Source organism: Streptomyces sp. NBC_01092, from assembly GCF_045039535.1.
In the GTDB taxonomy this organism is placed as follows: Bacteria; Actinomycetota; Actinomycetes; order Streptomycetales; family Streptomycetaceae; genus Streptomyces.
Window position 1 is genome coordinate 10,752,787 of the sequence record NZ_CP108659.1, and the last position, 16,889, is coordinate 10,769,675.

Genomic DNA, 16,889 nt, shown 5'->3' on the forward strand with positions numbered 1-16,889 from the left:
ACCTGCTGCAGAACGCCGTCCGCCACAACATGCACGGTGGAACCGTCACGGTCGACACGACCGTGCACGCCGCGTCGGTCGCGGTCCGCGTCAGCAATACCGGCCCCCAGGTGACCGAGGAGGTTCTGCCACTGCTCACCGAACCCTTCTACCGGAGTGCGGGACGTACGGCCGTCAGCAGCACCCCGCGCGGCCGCGGTCTGGGACTCGCACTCGCCGCGGCCATCGCCACGGCACACGGAACGGACCTGACGCTGACCGCCAATCCGGGCGGCGGCCTGACCGCTGGTATCACCCTGCCCCTGGCGTAGCAGCGGCACAGCCCACGGGTTCGGCAGAGTGCTGCGGCTCACTGATGTCCGAGGCCCGCCTTGGCGGCTGCCTGCGTGAGCAGCGCGGTGAAGATCCGTTCCCACGTGCCGTCGATCGCCCACACCCGCATCCATCGCCCCGTCCTCACCGGCAATATCCAGCCGAAGAAGGCCGAGCGCGGCCCGGCCAACAGTCCCAGGACGCCTCGGAGTTCGCGGTGTCGGCGGCCCGTCGAACTCCTGTCATCACAGGTCACAAGGCGCGGCACCGTGATCGGGCACCCACAGACGGTCACCGGTCCGTGGATCCGGCTTCAAATCTTGAGCACAATTTCCACACACCCCTCTCTTCAGGCGGGCCCCGATGGTCTAGATTGACCGTGCTTCGCATGCTGGGACACGAGGCGACAAATGGTGATCTATCGGTCAGGTGTCGCGGACGGCCAGTAGTGCGTCTCTTGGTGCCCACGAGGTTCAACTAGCGGCTGAAGCAGCCGCGTTGTCATGCGCGAGGGGCGGGGGCCTCCCGGGGGAGGAACAGCGTGACGCGGGGGGCGGGGGCCTCCCGAGGGCAAGAACAGTGCGAGGGCGGGGGCCTTCTGGGGGAGGGGCAGTGTTGCGCGACGACGACGTCGAACGACTGGGGACCGGGGGGGTTCTGTGCGGCAGGGGGGATTAGTAGGCCCTTTTCCGTCGACGCGTGGGCGTCTGACGAACGGGGCACTGAGACAGCCGGCCAACGATTGGGAGCAGCGGTACCGCCGTACCGTGATCGCCAGCGATACCGTGGCGACCGCCTTGGTGGTGGCGGCGATAGGCAACTTCTTCGGGTCCCGGGACGCGGCCAACTGGCACGAGAAGTGGGGAATTCTCGCATTCGGCACCGAGCTGCTGGTGCTGGGAGCGCTTGCGGTGAGCCGGTCGTGGGCTCCGGCCGTGCTCGGCCAGGGCGCCGAGGAATTCCGCCGGCTCGGACGCTCACTGTTCACGGCGACCGTCGTACTGGCGCTCGGCGGGATCGCCCTCACCTCACGCAACATCAAGCTCTGGATCTTCGTAGCGATCCCCGCGATCGCGCTCATCACCATGACCGAGCGGTATCTGCTCCGCCTTTCGCTGCACAAACAGCGAAAGGAAGGACAGTGCCTGAGACCGGTGCTCGCTGCCGGAAGCCCGGCCACCGTGCGCGACCTGATCAACCGAACCCGCAAGTTCCCGCACCTCGGCTGGCGGGTGGATGCGGTGTGCACGACGGACGGTCGCGGGCTCGACGGCGACCAACTGGACGGAGTGCCGGTCATCGGCCTACTGGAGGACGTCGCCAAGCATGTCCGCCACGACGGCTACCGCGTCGTCGCGGTCACACCGGACCCGCACTGGTCACCGGACCGGCTGCAGCGGCTGGCTTGGAACCTCGAAGGCAGTGATGCCGAGATGGTCGTGGCCCCCGTGCTGATGGAGGTGGCCGGCCCGCGGCTGCACGTCGACGCGGTGCTCGGGATCCCGCTGCTGCGGGTCAGCATGCCGACCTTCACCGGGGGCCGTCGGGCGGTCAAAGAGGTCGTCGACCGCATGGGCGCGGCGATCCTGCTGATCCTGTTCTCGCCGCTGATGGTGCTCGTCGGGCTGCTCGTGGTGGTGAACAGCCCGGGCGGGGCGTTCTACCGCCAGCGCAGAGTCGGCAAGGACGGCCGCGAGTTCACCCTCTTCAAGTTCCGCACCATGGTCTCCGGGGCGCACGGGGCCCGGGCCGCGCTGGCCGACCTCAACGAGGGCGCCGGCCTGCTGTTCAAGCTCCGCCGGGATCCGCGGGTCACCCGGGTGGGAGCAGTGCTGCGCCGCTACTCGATCGACGAACTCCCGCAGCTTTTCAACGTGCTCACCGGATCGATGTCGCTCGTCGGTCCGAGGCCTCCGCTGCCGGAGGAGTCCGCCGCGTACGGCCCGGACATCCGGCGGCGGTTGCTGGTCAAGCCCGGGCTCACCGGCCTGTGGCAGATCAGCGGACGCAGCGACCTGCCGTGGGACGAGGCGGTCCGGCTCGACCTGCGCTACGTGGAGGACTGGTCGCTCGCCCTCGACACAGTGATCTTGTGGAAGACGCTGCGTGCGGTGCTCCAGGGACAGGGGGCCTACTGATGCGCGGGGGGCGCAGAACGGCTGGCGAACGGAAGGCAGGCCGCAAGGGCATGCCTGGGGGGAGGGACGGGATATGAGAGTCAGCGTCTTAGGGCTCGGCTACGTGGGCTGCGTGTCGGCCGCGTGCCTGGCCAGCCTGGGGCACGAAGTCATCGGCGTGGACGTCAACCAGGTGAAGGTCGACCTGGTCAACGACGGCAAGGCGCCGGTGGTCGAGGAGCGGATCGGCGAGCTCATCGCCGAGGTCGTGCGGACCGGAGCGTTGCGCGCCACCGCCGACGTCCGCGAGGCGATCATGGGCAGCGAGGTGTCGCTGGTCTGCGTGGGCACGCCGTCGGAGCCCAACGGGAGCCTGTGCACTACGTACTTGGAGCGGGTCTCCGAGCAGATCGGTGCCGCGGTGGCCGAGCGGGGTGGCCGGCACACCGTCGTGTTCCGCAGCACCATGCTCCCGGGCACCTGCCTGAACCTCCTGGTACCGATCCTGGAGAAGTTCGTCGGCGGCACGGCCGGGGTGGACATCGGGGTCGCGGTCAACCCGGAGTTCCTGCGCGAGGGCACGAGCGTGCGGGACTTCTTCGACCCGCCCAAGACCGTCATCGGTGAACTCGACGCGGCAAGCGGCGACATGGTGGCCGCACTGTACGACGGACTGCCCGGCGAGGTGTTCCGGGTGCCGATCCCGACGGCCGAGGCGATCAAGTACGCCGACAACGCGTTCCACGGACTCAAGATCGGCTTCGCGAACGAACTGGGCGCGATATGCCAGGCACTCGGGGTGGACTCGCACCAGGTGATCGACGTGTTCCTGGCCGACCGCAAGCTGAACATCAGCCCCGCCTACCTGCGGCCCGGCTTCGCCTTCGGTGGCTCCTGCCTGCCCAAGGACCTGCGCAGCCTGGTCCACGCGGCCCAGCGGGCCGACGTCTCGGTGCCCATCCTCTCCCACGTGCTGCCCTCCAACTCCGCGCATCTGCAGCGCGCGGTGGAGCTGGTCGAGCGCACCGGCAAGCGCCGGGTGGGCCTGTTCGGGCTGTCCTTCAAACCCGGCACCGACGACCTCCGTGAGAGCCCGCTCGTCGAACTGGCGGAGAGGCTCTTCGGCAAGGGTTACGACCTGCGGATCTACGACCCCAACGTGAACCTGTCCCGGCTGCTCGGCGCGAACCGCGAGTACATCGAGACCCGGTTGCCGCACCTCGCGCAGCTGCTCGCGGGCTCCCTCGACGAGGTGCTCGAACATGCCGAGGTGTACCTGGTCGGGACCAGGGAGCCGGCCGTCCTATCGGCGCTGCCTCATGGCGACGGCTCGGTGATCGTCGACCTCATCCGCCTACCCGACGCCGAAGCGCGCCGGGCCGAACCGGGATACGTGGGCCTTGCTTGGTGACATAGCCGGGGGCGACCGGCCGGACCGGCGGGCGCTGATCCTGGTGGAGAACCTGTCGGTGCCGTTCGACCGGCGGGTGTGGCAGGAGTGCACGACGCTGCGCGACGCGGGCTGGGAGGTCCACGTCATCTGTCCCCAGGGGGAGAAGCGGGACACGGAGCCGGAGGCGGAGATCGACGGGGTGCGGATCCACCGCTACCCGTTGCGCGCGGCCACCGGAGGTCCGGCCGGCTACCTGCGGGAGTACGGATCGGCGTTGTGGCATACGTTCCGGCTGGCCCGCAAGGTCGGCCCGGTCGACGTGGTCCACGCCTGCAACCCACCCGACCTGCTCTTCCTGCCGGCACTGTGGATGAAGCGGCGCGGCGCGCGGTTCGTCTTCGACCAGCACGACCTGGTGCCGGAGCTGTACCTCTCCCGGTTCGACCGCGGCAAGGACCTGCTCTACCGCGCCGTGTGCGCGCTGGAACGGCGGACCTACCGGGCCGCGGACATCGTGCTCGCCACGAACGAGAGTTACCGGGACGTCGCGGTGCGCCGTGGCGGCCGACGCCCGGAGGACGTCTTCGTGGTGCGCAGCGCGCCCGACACCGACCGGTTCCAACCGGTGGCGCCCGAGCCGGAGTTGAAGCGCGGCAAGCCTCATCTCCTGTGCTACCTCGGCGTCATGGGACCGCAGGACGGCGTGGACTACGCCTTGCGGGCCCTCGCGAAGCTGCGTGACGAACTCGGGCGGACCGACTGGCATGCGGTGTTCGTCGGCGCCGGCGACGCCTTCGACGCGATGGTGGACCTGTCCCGGCAGCTCGGGCTCTCGGAGCAGGTGCAGTTCACCGGGCGCATTCCGGACGCCGACCTGGTGCGCTACCTGTCCACCGCGGACGTGTGCCTTTCCCCCGACCCGCGCAATCCGCTCAACGACGTGTCGACCATGAACAAGGTTCTGGAGTACATGGTGATGGGCCGGCCGATCGTCTCGTTCGACCTCCGGGAGGCAAGAGTCTCCGCCGGTGACGCCGCCGTCTACGCGCCCGCCAACGACGAGGCCGAGTTCGCGGGGCTCATCACGCTGCTCCTCGACGATCCGGAGCAGCGAGCCCGGATGGGCAAGATCGGCCAGGAGCGGATCAACGGGCCGCTCTCCTGGCGGAACTCGCAAGCGTCGCTGCTCGCCGCCTACGCCGCTGCGTGCCGAGACCACAGTCCGGTGTCGGCGGGCGACCCGAACCGGGCACGGGGGAGGCAGCGCCCTTGAACGATGACACGATCCGCCTGGTCACGATCGGACGGATTCTCCGTCGGCGCTGGCGGCTTCTCGCCGTCCTCACCGTGGTGGGCGCGCTCGTCGGCTACGGCGCCTCGGTGGTGCTGTTCCCGCCGCGCTACACGACGTCGACGTCCGTACTGCTGCCGGGACAGTGGGAAGAGCGCGAACTGCTGACCCAGGTGGACATCGCGACCAGTTCGTCGGTGGTCGACCCCGTGGCCGACAAGCTCGGCTGGAGTGGCGTCAGCGCCGCCGAGCTGCGGGACCGAGTGAGCGCCAAGGCCGCCGACGGGAACATCATCAAGATCTCGGGAACGGCCGACACTCCGGAGCGCGCACAACAGTTCTCCGACCGCGTGGCCCAGGAGTTCGTCACCTTCGCCGCGCGGATCGCAGGCGGCAGCACCGACGCGGCCACGGCGCCCGAAGCACTGCGGGAGCAGGTCGTGGAGACCAACCGTCGTATCACCGACCTGGCCAACGCGGCCGATCCGGGCAGGACCGTGGAGAGCGTGCAGGCCCGCACCGCTCTCGAGAAACTGCGCACCTCGCTGGAAGAGGCCATGACGAAGCTCGACGAGGCCGACCCGGCGACCAACAAGGCCGGCATGGTCGTCATGGGGCCGGCGGCCCGACCGACCGGCGAGGCACCGCCGACGAGGATGCAACTCATCGTCGGCGGGGCCCTGCTGTTCTTCCTGCTCGCCGTCATCGGCCATCTCACCGCGGCACGGGTGAACCGCCGACTGCGCACCGAACCGGAGATCGCCGCGGCGCTGGGCTCGACGCTGCTGGGTACCGTCGACGTGCCTGGCGAACGGCCCCGAGGCCGTGGCCCGCGAGCCCGGATCAGCCGACTGCTCGGCGTCGACACCCGGTGGGACATACCGACCCCGCAGAGATCCGGCGACGAGGCCGGCAGACGGATCCGCTATCGACGGGTGTGCGCCCGACTCCGAGACCGGCTGCCGGCCCCCCGGCGGCTCCTCGTTGTCGTACCCGAGGGCGACGAGATCGCCCGCCGGGCCGCCGGGCAGCTCGTGTCCGAGGCCAAGACCGATCTGCTGCTCCGGGTGGTGGAAGTTCCGGTGGAGCGGCCGATGGTGCCGGACCGCGGCACCGAGTCCGGCGCCCTGGTCGTGCTCAGCGCGGGCAGCTGGACCGCAGGGGAACTCGCCGGCATCGCCGAGGCGTGTGCGGACGGCGGACACGAAGTCGTCGGCATCGTCGTCGCCGACCCGGTCCAGGCCCTGCCGACGCGGTCTGTTGACCAGCCTCCGGACGACGCCACTTTGGCGCTCTCGGTTCCCGGCCACGCGACGGGAGGTTCCGCATGACGACGAGCACGACTTCGGAGTCGTCGGCGGTCACTCACCTACTGGACCTGCAGGCACTGGTGGTGTCGGTGCGCAGGCGCCGCCGCCTCTGGTGCTCCCTGGCGCTGCTCGGCCTGCTGCTCGGCGCCGCGCTCGCGGTCCTGCGGCCGCCGGCGCCCGCCGCGGTGACCAAGGTGCTGGTCGCGCACAAGGAGGACCAGCCGAACGACACCGGAACGCTGATCCGCACCGACGTGGAACTGCTGGGGACCACACGGATCGCCGCCGAGGCAATGCAGTCCCTCAAGTCCGCGGAACCGCCGGAAGACTTCATGAAGGACTACCGGGGCACCGGCTTGACCAACAACCTGCTGCAGATCGACGTGACAGGTGACACCGACGCGGAAGCGGTGGCCCGGGCCAAGGCGCTGGCGGATGCGTTCGTCGCCGACCATGTGCGGCGGATGCGGGCAGCCTCGGCGGCCGAGACCAAGGCACTGAGCGACCAGGCCGACCGTATGCGGGACGAACTCGCCCAGGTCAACGAGGCGATCGGGGACAGATCGCCGGAGAGCGAACCGACGGCGTCGGCGAGCATCGAGTCGCTCTTCGCCCGCCGGGCGGAGCTCAACTCGCGGATCGCCGACTTCGACCAGCGCGCCGAGGAGGCGCGCATGGGCACGCCCCGGATCGTCGCCGGTACGCAGATCGTGGACGCCGCCCGCGCGGTGAAGCACTCCCTGCCCAAGGCCGCCGCCACCAACGGCGCGATCGGTCTCGTCCTCGGACTCGTCCTCGGGCTCGCGGTGGCCGCGGTCGGCACCGTGGTGGCGGACCGCCCCGCGCTGCGCCGGGAGATCGCAGGCAACCTGGGCGCCTCGGTCATCGCGGAGCTGCCCCGCACGCCCCGCTGGTCGGCCAGGCTGTGGCAGCGCCGACGGATCCGGGCGGCACGCACGCGACTCACCGCGTCCCTGGCCCGCACCGTACGCGGCTCCGCGGAACCGGTGTCGCTGCTGGAACTGGGCTGTGCGCGCAGCACGAGCGTGATCGCCCTGGACCTCGCCAGGGCACTGGCGGCGGACGGACCGGTGGTCGTCATCGATGATCTGCCGGGCCTGCGGCGCGCCCACCGCCGCCAGAAGCCAGGAGGCCCGGACGTGGTCGGCGTCGAGCGTGCCGCGGCCGTGCCGCATGAGGTGCGCCGGCTCGGCGTCGGCTCGGTCGCGCCCGGCACGGCGTGGACCGGCCTCCCGGAACTCGGTACCCAGACCGTGCTCGTCGTGCGTGCCGGGCACGCCAGTGCCGCATGGCTGCACACCGTGGCGCGGCAGCTCGCCGACCTGCTCATTCCGGTGATCGGTGTGGTGCTGATCGACCCCGATCCGCGGGACCGGACCGACGGCACCCTGTGGGACGGGCTGCACACCGCGCTGCGCGGCCACAACGAGCGGCTCGCCCGGGAGAACGTGACGGGTCGGCTGCGGACGGAGCGGCCGTCATGGGCAGTACGAGTCCCGGACAGCGACCAGGAGGCGCGCTAGCACATGTGTGGCATCGCAGGCACCTATCGATGGCCGGACGGCAAGATCGTGGCCGACCGGCTCACCGAGACCCTCGCCCACCGCGGTCCGGACGGGGCGGGCCGCTACAGCCACCCCGTCGCTGACGGCGAAGTGCACCTCGGGCACCGCCGGTTGAGCATCATCGACCTGACCGAGACCGGCGCCCAGCCGATGGTCTCGGACGGCCTCGTCCTGACGTACAACGGCGAGCTGTACAACGCGCCGCAGTTGCGTGCCGAACTGGCAGCCGCCGGGGTCCGCTTTCGCGGAACCTCCGACACCGAGGTGCTCCTCGAGGCCTGGCGGCGCTGGGGCACCGACTGCCTGCCCCGGCTGCGCGGCATGTTCGCGTTCGGGATCTTCGACGAACGCACCGGTGAACTGGTCCTCGCCCGCGACCAGTTGGGCATCAAGCCGCTGTTCCTGCTCCGCCGCGGCGAGGGCCTGGTGTTCGCCTCCGAGCTCAAGGCGCTCGCCGCGGTGACCGGTGGATCGCTGGAGGTCGACCATGCGGCGCTGGTGGCCTCGCTGCTCTACTACTGGGTGCCGGACTCGCGCTGCGCGTTCCGCGAGGCGGAGAAGCTGCCGCCCGGGAGCTGGCTGCGGTGCCGGCCCGACGGCCGGGTGGAGCGCGGCCGGTACTGGAACCTCAAGGACGTCGCCGCCGAGGGCCGGGAGCGGGCCCGCAGCGGTGAGCAGCCGGACCTCGCGGCCATCGTCGAGGAGTCGACCCGGCAGCACCTGCTCTCCGACGTACCCGTGGCGACCTTCCTCTCCGGCGGTCTCGACTCCAGCTACCTGACCGCGCTCGCGGCCCGCGACCAACCCGGGATCTCCGCCTACACGATCGGATTCCGCGCCGAGGACGCCAAGTTCGAGGCGATGCCGGACGACCTGCGCTATGCCCGGCAGGTGGCCGAGCGGTTCGGCGTCGACCTGCACGAGATCGAGATCGCCCCGAACGTGCTCGACCTGCTGCCGCAGATGACGTACCACCTGGACGAGCCGATCGGCGACCCCGCCGCGATCAATACCTTCCTGATCTGCTCGGCCGCCCGCGAGGCCGGGGTCAAGGTGATGCTCTCGGGGATGGGCGCCGACGAGCTGTTCGCCGGGTACCGCAAGCACCTGGCCAACCTGCTCGCGCTGCGCTACCAGCGCATCCCGCGGCCCCTGCGGCGCGGGATGTCCAGGGCCGTGGACCGGCTGCCGGTCGCGACGAGCCGCCGCGGGTACCGGTCCGTGCGCTTCGCGAAGCGGTTCCTCTCCTTCGCCGACCTGCCGGAGGAGACCGCGTTCCGGCGCAGCTACACCATGTACGACCAGGAGGAGCTGCTCGCCCTGGTCGATCCGGAACTCGCCGGGACGGTCGACGACGTACTGACCGAGCACGCGGACATCTACGAGGACAACGAACTCGACGACTTCGTCAACCGCATGTGCCTGGGCGACGCCCGGATGTTCCTGCCGGGCCTGAACCTCGCGTACACGGACCGCGCCAGCATGGCCGCGTCGACCGAGGTGCGGGTGCCGTACGTGGACGTCGAGGTGGTCAAGGCGGCGTTCGCCGTGCCCGGCGATCGCAAGATCGCCGGACGGCAGGGCAAGGCCGTCCTCAAGGAGGCGGCCACCTCGATCCTGCCCAGGGAGATCGTCTACCGGCCCAAGGGTCTGTTCAGCGCTCCGCTGCGGGCCTGGATGAGCAGGGATCTGGCACCGCTGGTGCGCGAGGTCGTGAACGACGGCGTGCTCGTCAAGTCCGGGTTCCTGCGCCGCGACGCACTGGCCCGCATGGTCGCCGAGGACGCCGCCGGGCAGCGGGACTTCTCCAAGCATCTGTGGCATGTGCTGACCCTCGAGTACTGGTATCGCGACGCGACCTCTGGGTCCGGCGAGAGCGCTCGGTTAACGGCTTAGGAATCAGAGGAGTTCGGGTGAAGCAGGTTGTACAGAACTACAAGAGCGGCGAGTTGGCGGTGCTCGACGTTCCGGTACCGGGGTGCAAGCCGGGTGGGGTGCTGGTCCGCAGCGCCTACTCGCTGATATCCACCGGGACCGAGCTCATGAAGGTGTCCGAGGCCGGCATGTCGATGCTGGGCAAGGCCCGCTCCCGTCCGGACCAGGTGGCCAAGGTCATGCAGAGCGTGGCCACCAACGGGGTGCCCGCCACGTACCGCAAGGTGATGGGCAAGCTGGACTCCTACACACCGCTGGGCTACTCGCTGTGCGGGGTGGTCGAGCAGGTCGGCCCCGGGATCGACGATGTGAAGGTCGGCGACCTCGTGGCCTGCGCCGGCAACGAGCACGCGCTGCACGCCGAGCTGAACTGGGTGCCGAAGAATCTCTACGCCCCGGTGCCGGACGGCCTCGCGCCTCGGCACGCTGCCTTCGGCACGGTCGGGTCGATCGCGATGCAGGGCGTCCGCCAGGGCGAGCCGCAGCTCGGCGAAGTGGCGCTGGTCATCGGCCTCGGGCTGATCGGGCAGCTGGTGGTGCAGCTCCTCACCGCCTCGGGCGTACGCGTCGTCGGAGTCGACCCCGACCCGTCGCGCTGCGAGCTCGCCGAGCGCCTGGGCGCCGCGGCCTGCGGCGATCCCGCGTCCGCGGCCGTGGAAGCCGCCGTCGCCGAACTCACCGACGGCCACGGCGTGGACCAGGTGTACCTGGCCGCCGGCGGCGGCAGCAACCAGCCCGTCGAGCTGGCCGCCCGGCTCTGCCGGGACCGCGGCCGGGTCGTCGACATCGGCAAGTGCCGCCTGGACCTGCCGTGGAACGCGTACTACGAGAAGGAGCTCGACGTCCGGTTCTCCCGCTCGTACGGTCCCGGGCGCTACGACCCGGAGTACGAGCTCGAGGGGCGCGACTACCCGATCGGCTACGTGCGCTGGACCGAGCGCCGCAACCTGGCGTGCTTCCTCGATCTCCTCGCCCGCGGCAGCGTCGACGTGGAGCCACTGGTCTCCCACATCGCCGACTTCGACGACGCCGTCGAGACGTACCAGCGCCTGAAGGACGGCGACTTGAAGGCCGTGGCCGTGCTGTTCCGGTACCCCGAACACAAGGGGGAGGCGCAGACTCCCGAGGTGGCGGTGCCCGCGGTGCGACGCGGCGGCCAGGCGTCCGCCCCTGCCCGGTCGGCCAATTCGCCGGTGCGGCTGGCGTTCGTCGGCGCGGGAAACTACGCGACGTCGATGCTGCTGCCGCATCTGGCACCGCGCGACGGCGTCGTGCTGTCCACGGTCGTCACCACGACGGCGCTGTCAGCGGCCAACGCGCAGCGCAAATTCGGTTTCGCCGAGGCGACGACCGATCTCGACGCCGTGCTCGGCGACAAGTCCATCGACGCGGTGTTCGTGGTCACCCGGCACAGCTCGCACGCCGAGCTGACCCGAAAGGCCCTCCTCGCCGGCAAGACGGTCTTCGTGGAGAAGCCCCTGGCCCTCACCGAGGACGAGCTGGCCGGCGTGCTCGCCGCGGTCGAGGAGTCCGGCAACGACCGGCTGCAGGTGGGCTTCAACCGCCGGTTCTCGCCGCTGTTGCAGGAGGCCAGGAAGCGCTTCGGCGCCCGGACCGGTCCGGCGAGCCTGCGCTACCTGGTCAACGCGGGCCGACTGCAGCACGGCAGCTGGTACCTCCAACAGGGCACCGAGGGCTCGCGGTTCGCCGGCGAGGGCGGACACTTCATCGACACCGCGAGCTGGCTGCTCGACGCCGACCCGGTCTCGGTGTACGCGGTCGCCACGTCCGGCAACGAGGACCTGCAGGTCGTGCTGCGCTACCCGGACGGCTCCACCGCCACCATCAGCTACGTCACCACCGGCGCGGCCGGCTTCCCCAAGGAGACGCTGGACCTCGTCGCGGACGGCAAGGTGCTGCGGCTCGACGACTTCGTGCGTGCCTCGGTGTACGGGCCCAAGAAGTGGGTCAGTTCGCGGCTGCCCAAGGCCCGGGACAAGGGCCAGAACGCCGAGCTGGCCGCGTTCATCAAGGCCGTGCGGACCGGCGGGCCGATGCCGGTGCCGCTGGAGTCGCTGGTCGCCACCACGGCGGCCACCCTCGCGGTACAGGCCGGCCTGGCCGGCGGCGCGCCGGTGATGCTGGCGGACGCTCGATGACCATGAGCGCGGGCTGGTACCTGCGTCGGCTGTCCCGGATGGGACCGCGGGAGGTCGGCGGCCGGGCGGGCGACGCGGTGCGCAGACGACGGTGGCGGTCGGCGCCGCCGGACTGCCCGCGCGTGACCGGCGCCCGGTTCACCGCGGTCCTGCCCGCCGGGACGATCGCCGCGGTGCCACCGGACGCCGCGAAACGTCTCATCGCCGAGGCGGACCGGCTGATGGCCGGGCACGCCGAGTTCTTCGGGGTGGACCGCGACGACCTGGTCGACCCGGACTGGTCGTACGACCCGAAGACCGGGCGCCGGGCACCGTGGGGGTACGCCTTCGACGTGCCGTACCGCAACGAGGACATGGTCGGGGACATCAAGCAGATCTGGGAGCCCTCCCGGCACCAGTACCTCACCGTGCTCGCCGCCGCCTACGCGATCACCGGGAACGAGCGGTACGCCGAGCGCGTGGCCGAGCACCTGCGGTCGTGGTGGGCGGCCAACGCGCCGCTGCACGGAGTGCACTGGATCAGCGGCATCGAGTTGGGGATGCGACTGCTGTCCTGGGTGTGGATCCGCCGGCTGCTCGACGGCTGGCCGGGCGCGGCCGGGCTGTTCGAGGACAACCCGGTGGCGCGGAACCAGATCTGGCACCACCAGCGCTGGCTGGCCGCCTTCCCCAGCCGGGGGTCCTCGGCGAACAACCACATCATCGCCGAGGCCGCCGGGCAGCTCGCCGGGGCCTGCGCGTTCGGATGGTTCCCCGGCTCGGAGCGTTGGCGAGCCGACGCGCTGCGGTCGCTGGAGCGGCATCTGCGGAGCAACACCTTCGAATCCGGCCTCAACCGCGAGTTGGCCACCGAGTACCACGGACTCGTCCTTGAGCTCGGCCTGGCCGCGGTGGCCGAGGCGGATGCCGCAGGCGTGCCGGTCCCCGCGTCGATCCGGCTGGTGCTGCTGCGGATGACCGACGCGCTCGCGGCCGTCGTGGACAACCGGCTACGGCCGCCGCGCCAGGGGGACGCGGACGACGGGCACGGTCTGATTGTGGACGGCGCGGGCACCGACCGCTGGGCCTCGCTCCTGGCCACCGGGGACGCCGTGTTCGGCCGGCTCGACTGGTGGCCGACGGTGATCGGCACCGATGTGCGCACCCCGCTGCTCGCCGCGCTCATCCGGCCGTACGCGAAAGACGGCGCCGTCACGCGCCCGGCAAACCGACCGGCCCACTTCGCCGACGCGGGGCTTACCATCCTGCGCGGGCCGGAGGAGATCTGGTGCCGCTGCGACGGTGGTCCGCACGGCTTCCTGTCCATCGCCGCGCATGCTCACGCGGACGCGCTGTCCGTGGAGGTCCGGCACGACGGCGTCGATCTGCTCGCCGACCCGGGGACGTTCTGCTACCACGGGCAGCCTGAATGGCGGCAGTACTTCCGGTCGACCCTCGGCCACAACACCCTTGAACTGGACGGCGAAGACCAGTCCGTCTCCGGCGGCCCGTTCCTGTGGACCCGGCATGCCCGCAGCCGCGTACTGGCGACGGAGACCTCCGGCGAGGGTGTGGCGCGCTGGTGCGGCGAGCACGACGGTTACCAGGGCTCCGTGCACAGGCGCCGGGTGGAGCTGACCGCCGCGAGCCAGGAGTTGACGGTGGTCGACGAGGTGAGCGGCCCGCGCCGGGCCGTGCGCCTGGCGTTCCACCTCGGCCCGGAGATCGCCGCGGACCTGGTGGGGGACCGGGCCATGCTCACCTGGAGCCGGGACGGCGAGGACCGCTCCGCGGTGCTCGACCTGCCCGGGCAGCTGTCCTGGCGGGCGCATCGCGGCGAGAGCGACCCGCCGCTGGGCTGGTACTCCGCCGGCTTCGGGCGCAAGGAACCCACCACCACGCTGGTCGGCAACGGCTTCGCCGACGGCGCGCAGGGGTTCACCACCGTGCTCAGGTTCCGGGGCTAGGGGGGCGCGTGGGGATCAAGGGGCGGCACTGGGCGCTGGCGGCGGCACCGCTGGCGCTGGCCCTGCTGGCGGCGACCGGCTGTGACAGCACGCCGGGCGGCGGGGCGGACACGCCGGACGCGCGGGCCATGCCGACCGACGCGCCGTCCACGCCCGTGGCCCGAGTGTGCGCCAAGCCCGCGGCCGGGCCCGCGAAGGCGCCGGCGGGCGCGGTGACGGTCGACCCCGGGGTGGTCGGTGACCTGGCAGCCAAGACCAAGAGCCACCCCGCGAACACCACGTTCTGGCTTCGACCGGGCAAGCACAGGCTCGAACCGGACCGCTACGCCCAGGTCATCCCCAAGGAGGGGGACCGCTACATCGGTGCGCCGGGTGCGGTGCTCGACGGCGGGAAGAAGAACCAGTACGCGTTCGGCGGCACCGCCCGCGACGTCACCATCCGCCACCTGACCGTGCAACGTTTCGTGGCGCCGCCGGACGAGGGCGTGGTCAACCACGACTCGGCCGACGGCTGGGTGATCGAGCACGCGACCATCCAGCACAACTCGGGCGCCGGCCTGATGGCCGGAGCCCGCCAGCAGGTCCGCGCCAACTGCCTGCGTGAGAACGGCCAGTACGGAATGAACGCGTACAAGTCCGGCGGCCTCATCAGGAACTTGGTGGTCGAGGGCAATGAGATCGTGGGCAACAACACCGGCGACTGGGAGCGGCGGCGGGAGGGCTGCGGCTGCACCGGAGGCATCAAGTTCTGGGCCGTCAACGGCGCCGACGTACGCGGCAACTGGGTGCACGACAACCGCGGAACCGGGTTGTGGGCGGACACCAACAACAACGACTTCCGCATCGAGAACAACGTGCTCGAAGCCAACGACGGTGCCGCGCTGATCTACGAGACCAGCTACAACGCGGTCATCCGGAAGAACACCATCCGGCGGAACAACTGGGTCGAGGGCCGCAGGGAAGCCGACCGCGGCGACAACTTCCCGTTCGCGACCGTCTACCTGTCCGAGTCCGGCGGCGAACCAAGGATCCCAGCCCGCACCAACAAGATCGAGATCTACCGGAACGTGCTGGAGAACAACTGGTCCGGGATCACCCTGTGGGAAAACGCCGACCGGTTCTGCAACAGTCCGGCCAACACCTCCTCCGGTGACTGCACGTTGCTGGTGAAGAGCACCGACCGCTGCGCACAGCCGGCGATCGCCACCGCACCGCTCTACGCCGACTGCCGGTGGAAGACCCAGCGGGTCGACATCCACCACAACCGCTTCGTGCTGGACACGTCCGTCGTCAAGTGCACGGTGAAGTGCGGCCGAATGGCGGTGCTGGCCAACTACGGCACCTATCCGGACTGGTCGCCGTACCAGGGCGAACGGGTGGCCGAGGCGATCACCCGCAAACAGCACAACCGCTGGCACGACAACGACTACCTCGGGCCGTGGAGCTTCATCGCCCACGACCCGAGCCGAGAGCTCGACTCCGGGCAGTGGCAGGGCATGCCGTACCAGCAGGACGCGGGCAGCACCTTCCGCGCACAGGACGGTGGTTGAGATGGCCGCGGACCACACGTCGAAGATCGTCGGGACGGCCTGGGGGCTGCTGATCCTCAACACGCTCGGCTCCGCCGGAGCGAAGACCATCATCCCGCTGCCCCGGTCCCTCATCCAGATGGCCACCATGGGCGCGCTGGTCGCCGCGTTCGCGCTGGCGTTAGCAGTCAATCTCCGGCTGCGCATTCGGGCCGGCGCCTTCCTGTTCCTGCTCACCCTGTTGCTGGTGCCGAGCGTGATCTCCAGCGTGAACCTGGAGTCCGGGTTCGGCGCGCTGTTCCGCTGCGCCCGGCTGACTCTGTTCATCGCCACGCTGTGGCTGCTCAGCCGCTGGTGGGACGGCAGCCCGACGTTCGTCCGGCACCACATCCGGATGTATTTCGCGGTGCTCGGGTCGGTGGCCGCCGGCCTGCTCATCTCACCGGGCGCGGCCCTGCCCGATCTCTACGGCGGACGCCTCGTCGGCGCGTTGTGGCCGCTCACCCCACCGCAGATCGGACAGTACGCCGCGGTCATCATCGGGCTCACCGTGCTGCTCCTGCTGGGCCGCCGGACCGACAGGACCAGCGCAGCCGTGGTCATCGTGCCGTCACTCATCCTGCTCGCCCTGACCCACACCCGGACGGCCACGCTCGGCCTGCTCATCGGGCTGGTGCTGGCGATCGGCTCGCTCATCCTCACCAGCGCCGCCGCCCGCCGGTTCTTCGCCTGGGCGGTGCTGTGCGCCACGGTGGCCGCGGTGGCGTTCAGCTCCGCCCTCCAGGCATGGTTCCTGCGCGGACAGAGCCAGGAGAACTTCTCCAACCTCACCGGTCGGGCCAAGGTCTGGGACGCCCTGCTGGCAGCGGCCCGGACGACCTCGGAGCAGCTGTTCGGCATGGGCCTCGGCGACAAGTCGTTCGGCGGGCTGCCGATCGACAACAGCTGGCTGGCCGTCTACGAGGAGCAGGGCCTGACCGGCGTCGCCATCGTGGCAGCGATCATCCTCGTGCTGGGCGGCGTCGCGCTGCTGCGCCCACCGTCGCTGGCAAGGGCCTGCGCGATCTTCCTGATCAGCTACTGCGCCATCGCGTCCTACACCGAGGCCGGCCTCGGCGACGCCTCGCCGTATCTACTGCACCTGGCCGTGGCCGCCTCACTGCTTGCGGCACCGGCACCGGCACCGGCACCGGCACCGGCACCGGCACCGGCACCGGCACCGGCACCGGCCGCGGCCACGCCTCTCCCCACACCCGCAGCCCCTCGACGCCATGTCCCGCGATGGGCCCGGAAATCGGAGGTGACCTGAGC

At 70.7% G+C, this 16,889-nt stretch carries 11 protein-coding genes; all 11 read left to right on the forward strand.

The genetic code is table 11. The annotated features are described in order from the left end of the window. The first annotated feature begins 5 nt into the window (after positions 1–5). The 11 genes from OG254_RS47850 (at position 6) to OG254_RS47900 (ending at position 16,887) form a co-directional block, all read left to right on the forward strand. Positions 6–311 (forward strand): sensor histidine kinase, encoded by a 306-nt coding sequence (locus OG254_RS47850; RefSeq protein ID WP_405595626.1) that lies wholly within the window; start codon positions 6–8, stop codon positions 309–311. Positions 312–971: 660 nt separating this feature from the next. Beyond that, the gene (locus tag OG254_RS47855; protein ID WP_405594356.1) at positions 972–2,450 is read left to right on the forward strand and encodes a sugar transferase; all 1,479 of its coding nucleotides are present in this window, start codon (positions 972–974) and stop codon (positions 2,448–2,450) included. A gap of 73 nt (positions 2,451–2,523) precedes the next feature. After that, entirely contained in the window at positions 2,524–3,840 is a 1,317-nt protein-coding gene (locus OG254_RS47860) for a nucleotide sugar dehydrogenase (protein ID WP_405594359.1), read from the forward strand. Next, complete coding sequence (locus OG254_RS47865; protein WP_405594361.1) at positions 3,830–5,095, forward strand: glycosyltransferase family 4 protein; 1,266 nt, start codon at positions 3,830–3,832, stop codon at positions 5,093–5,095. Before OG254_RS47860 ends, OG254_RS47865 begins: the two co-directional genes overlap by 11 nt. Next, positions 5,092–6,444, forward strand: coding sequence for a Wzz/FepE/Etk N-terminal domain-containing protein (locus OG254_RS47870; protein ID WP_405594363.1), 1,353 nt, complete (start codon positions 5,092–5,094; stop codon positions 6,442–6,444). Before OG254_RS47865 ends, OG254_RS47870 begins: the two co-directional genes overlap by 4 nt. Next, positions 6,441–7,967, forward strand: coding sequence for a Wzz/FepE/Etk N-terminal domain-containing protein (locus tag OG254_RS47875; RefSeq protein ID WP_405594365.1), 1,527 nt, complete (start codon positions 6,441–6,443; stop codon positions 7,965–7,967). Before OG254_RS47870 ends, OG254_RS47875 begins: the two co-directional genes overlap by 4 nt. A gap of 3 nt (positions 7,968–7,970) precedes the next feature. Beyond that, complete coding sequence (gene asnB / locus OG254_RS47880; protein WP_405594367.1) at positions 7,971–9,905, forward strand: asparagine synthase (glutamine-hydrolyzing); 1,935 nt, start codon at positions 7,971–7,973, stop codon at positions 9,903–9,905. Between the two features lie 17 nt (positions 9,906–9,922). Then, on the forward strand, positions 9,923–12,103 hold the full coding sequence (locus tag OG254_RS47885; RefSeq protein WP_405594370.1) for a bi-domain-containing oxidoreductase: 2,181 nt from the start codon (positions 9,923–9,925) through the stop codon (positions 12,101–12,103). After that, positions 12,100–14,049 carry an alginate lyase family protein gene (locus tag OG254_RS47890; protein WP_405594373.1) on the forward strand — a complete coding sequence of 650 codons (1,950 nt, stop codon included), beginning with the start codon at positions 12,100–12,102 and terminating at the stop codon, positions 14,047–14,049. The genes OG254_RS47885 and OG254_RS47890 overlap by 4 nt, the downstream gene beginning before the upstream one ends. 8 nt (positions 14,050–14,057) lie before the next feature. Continuing rightward, positions 14,058–15,599: a right-handed parallel beta-helix repeat-containing protein gene (locus OG254_RS47895; RefSeq protein ID WP_405594375.1), complete on the forward strand. Its 1,542-nt coding sequence runs from the start codon at positions 14,058–14,060 to the stop codon at positions 15,597–15,599. A 1-nt stretch (position 15,600) separates the two neighbouring features. Next, positions 15,601–16,887 (forward strand): O-antigen ligase domain-containing protein, encoded by a 1,287-nt coding sequence (locus tag OG254_RS47900; protein ID WP_405594378.1) that lies wholly within the window; start codon positions 15,601–15,603, stop codon positions 16,885–16,887. Positions 16,888–16,889 lie beyond the last annotated feature (2 nt).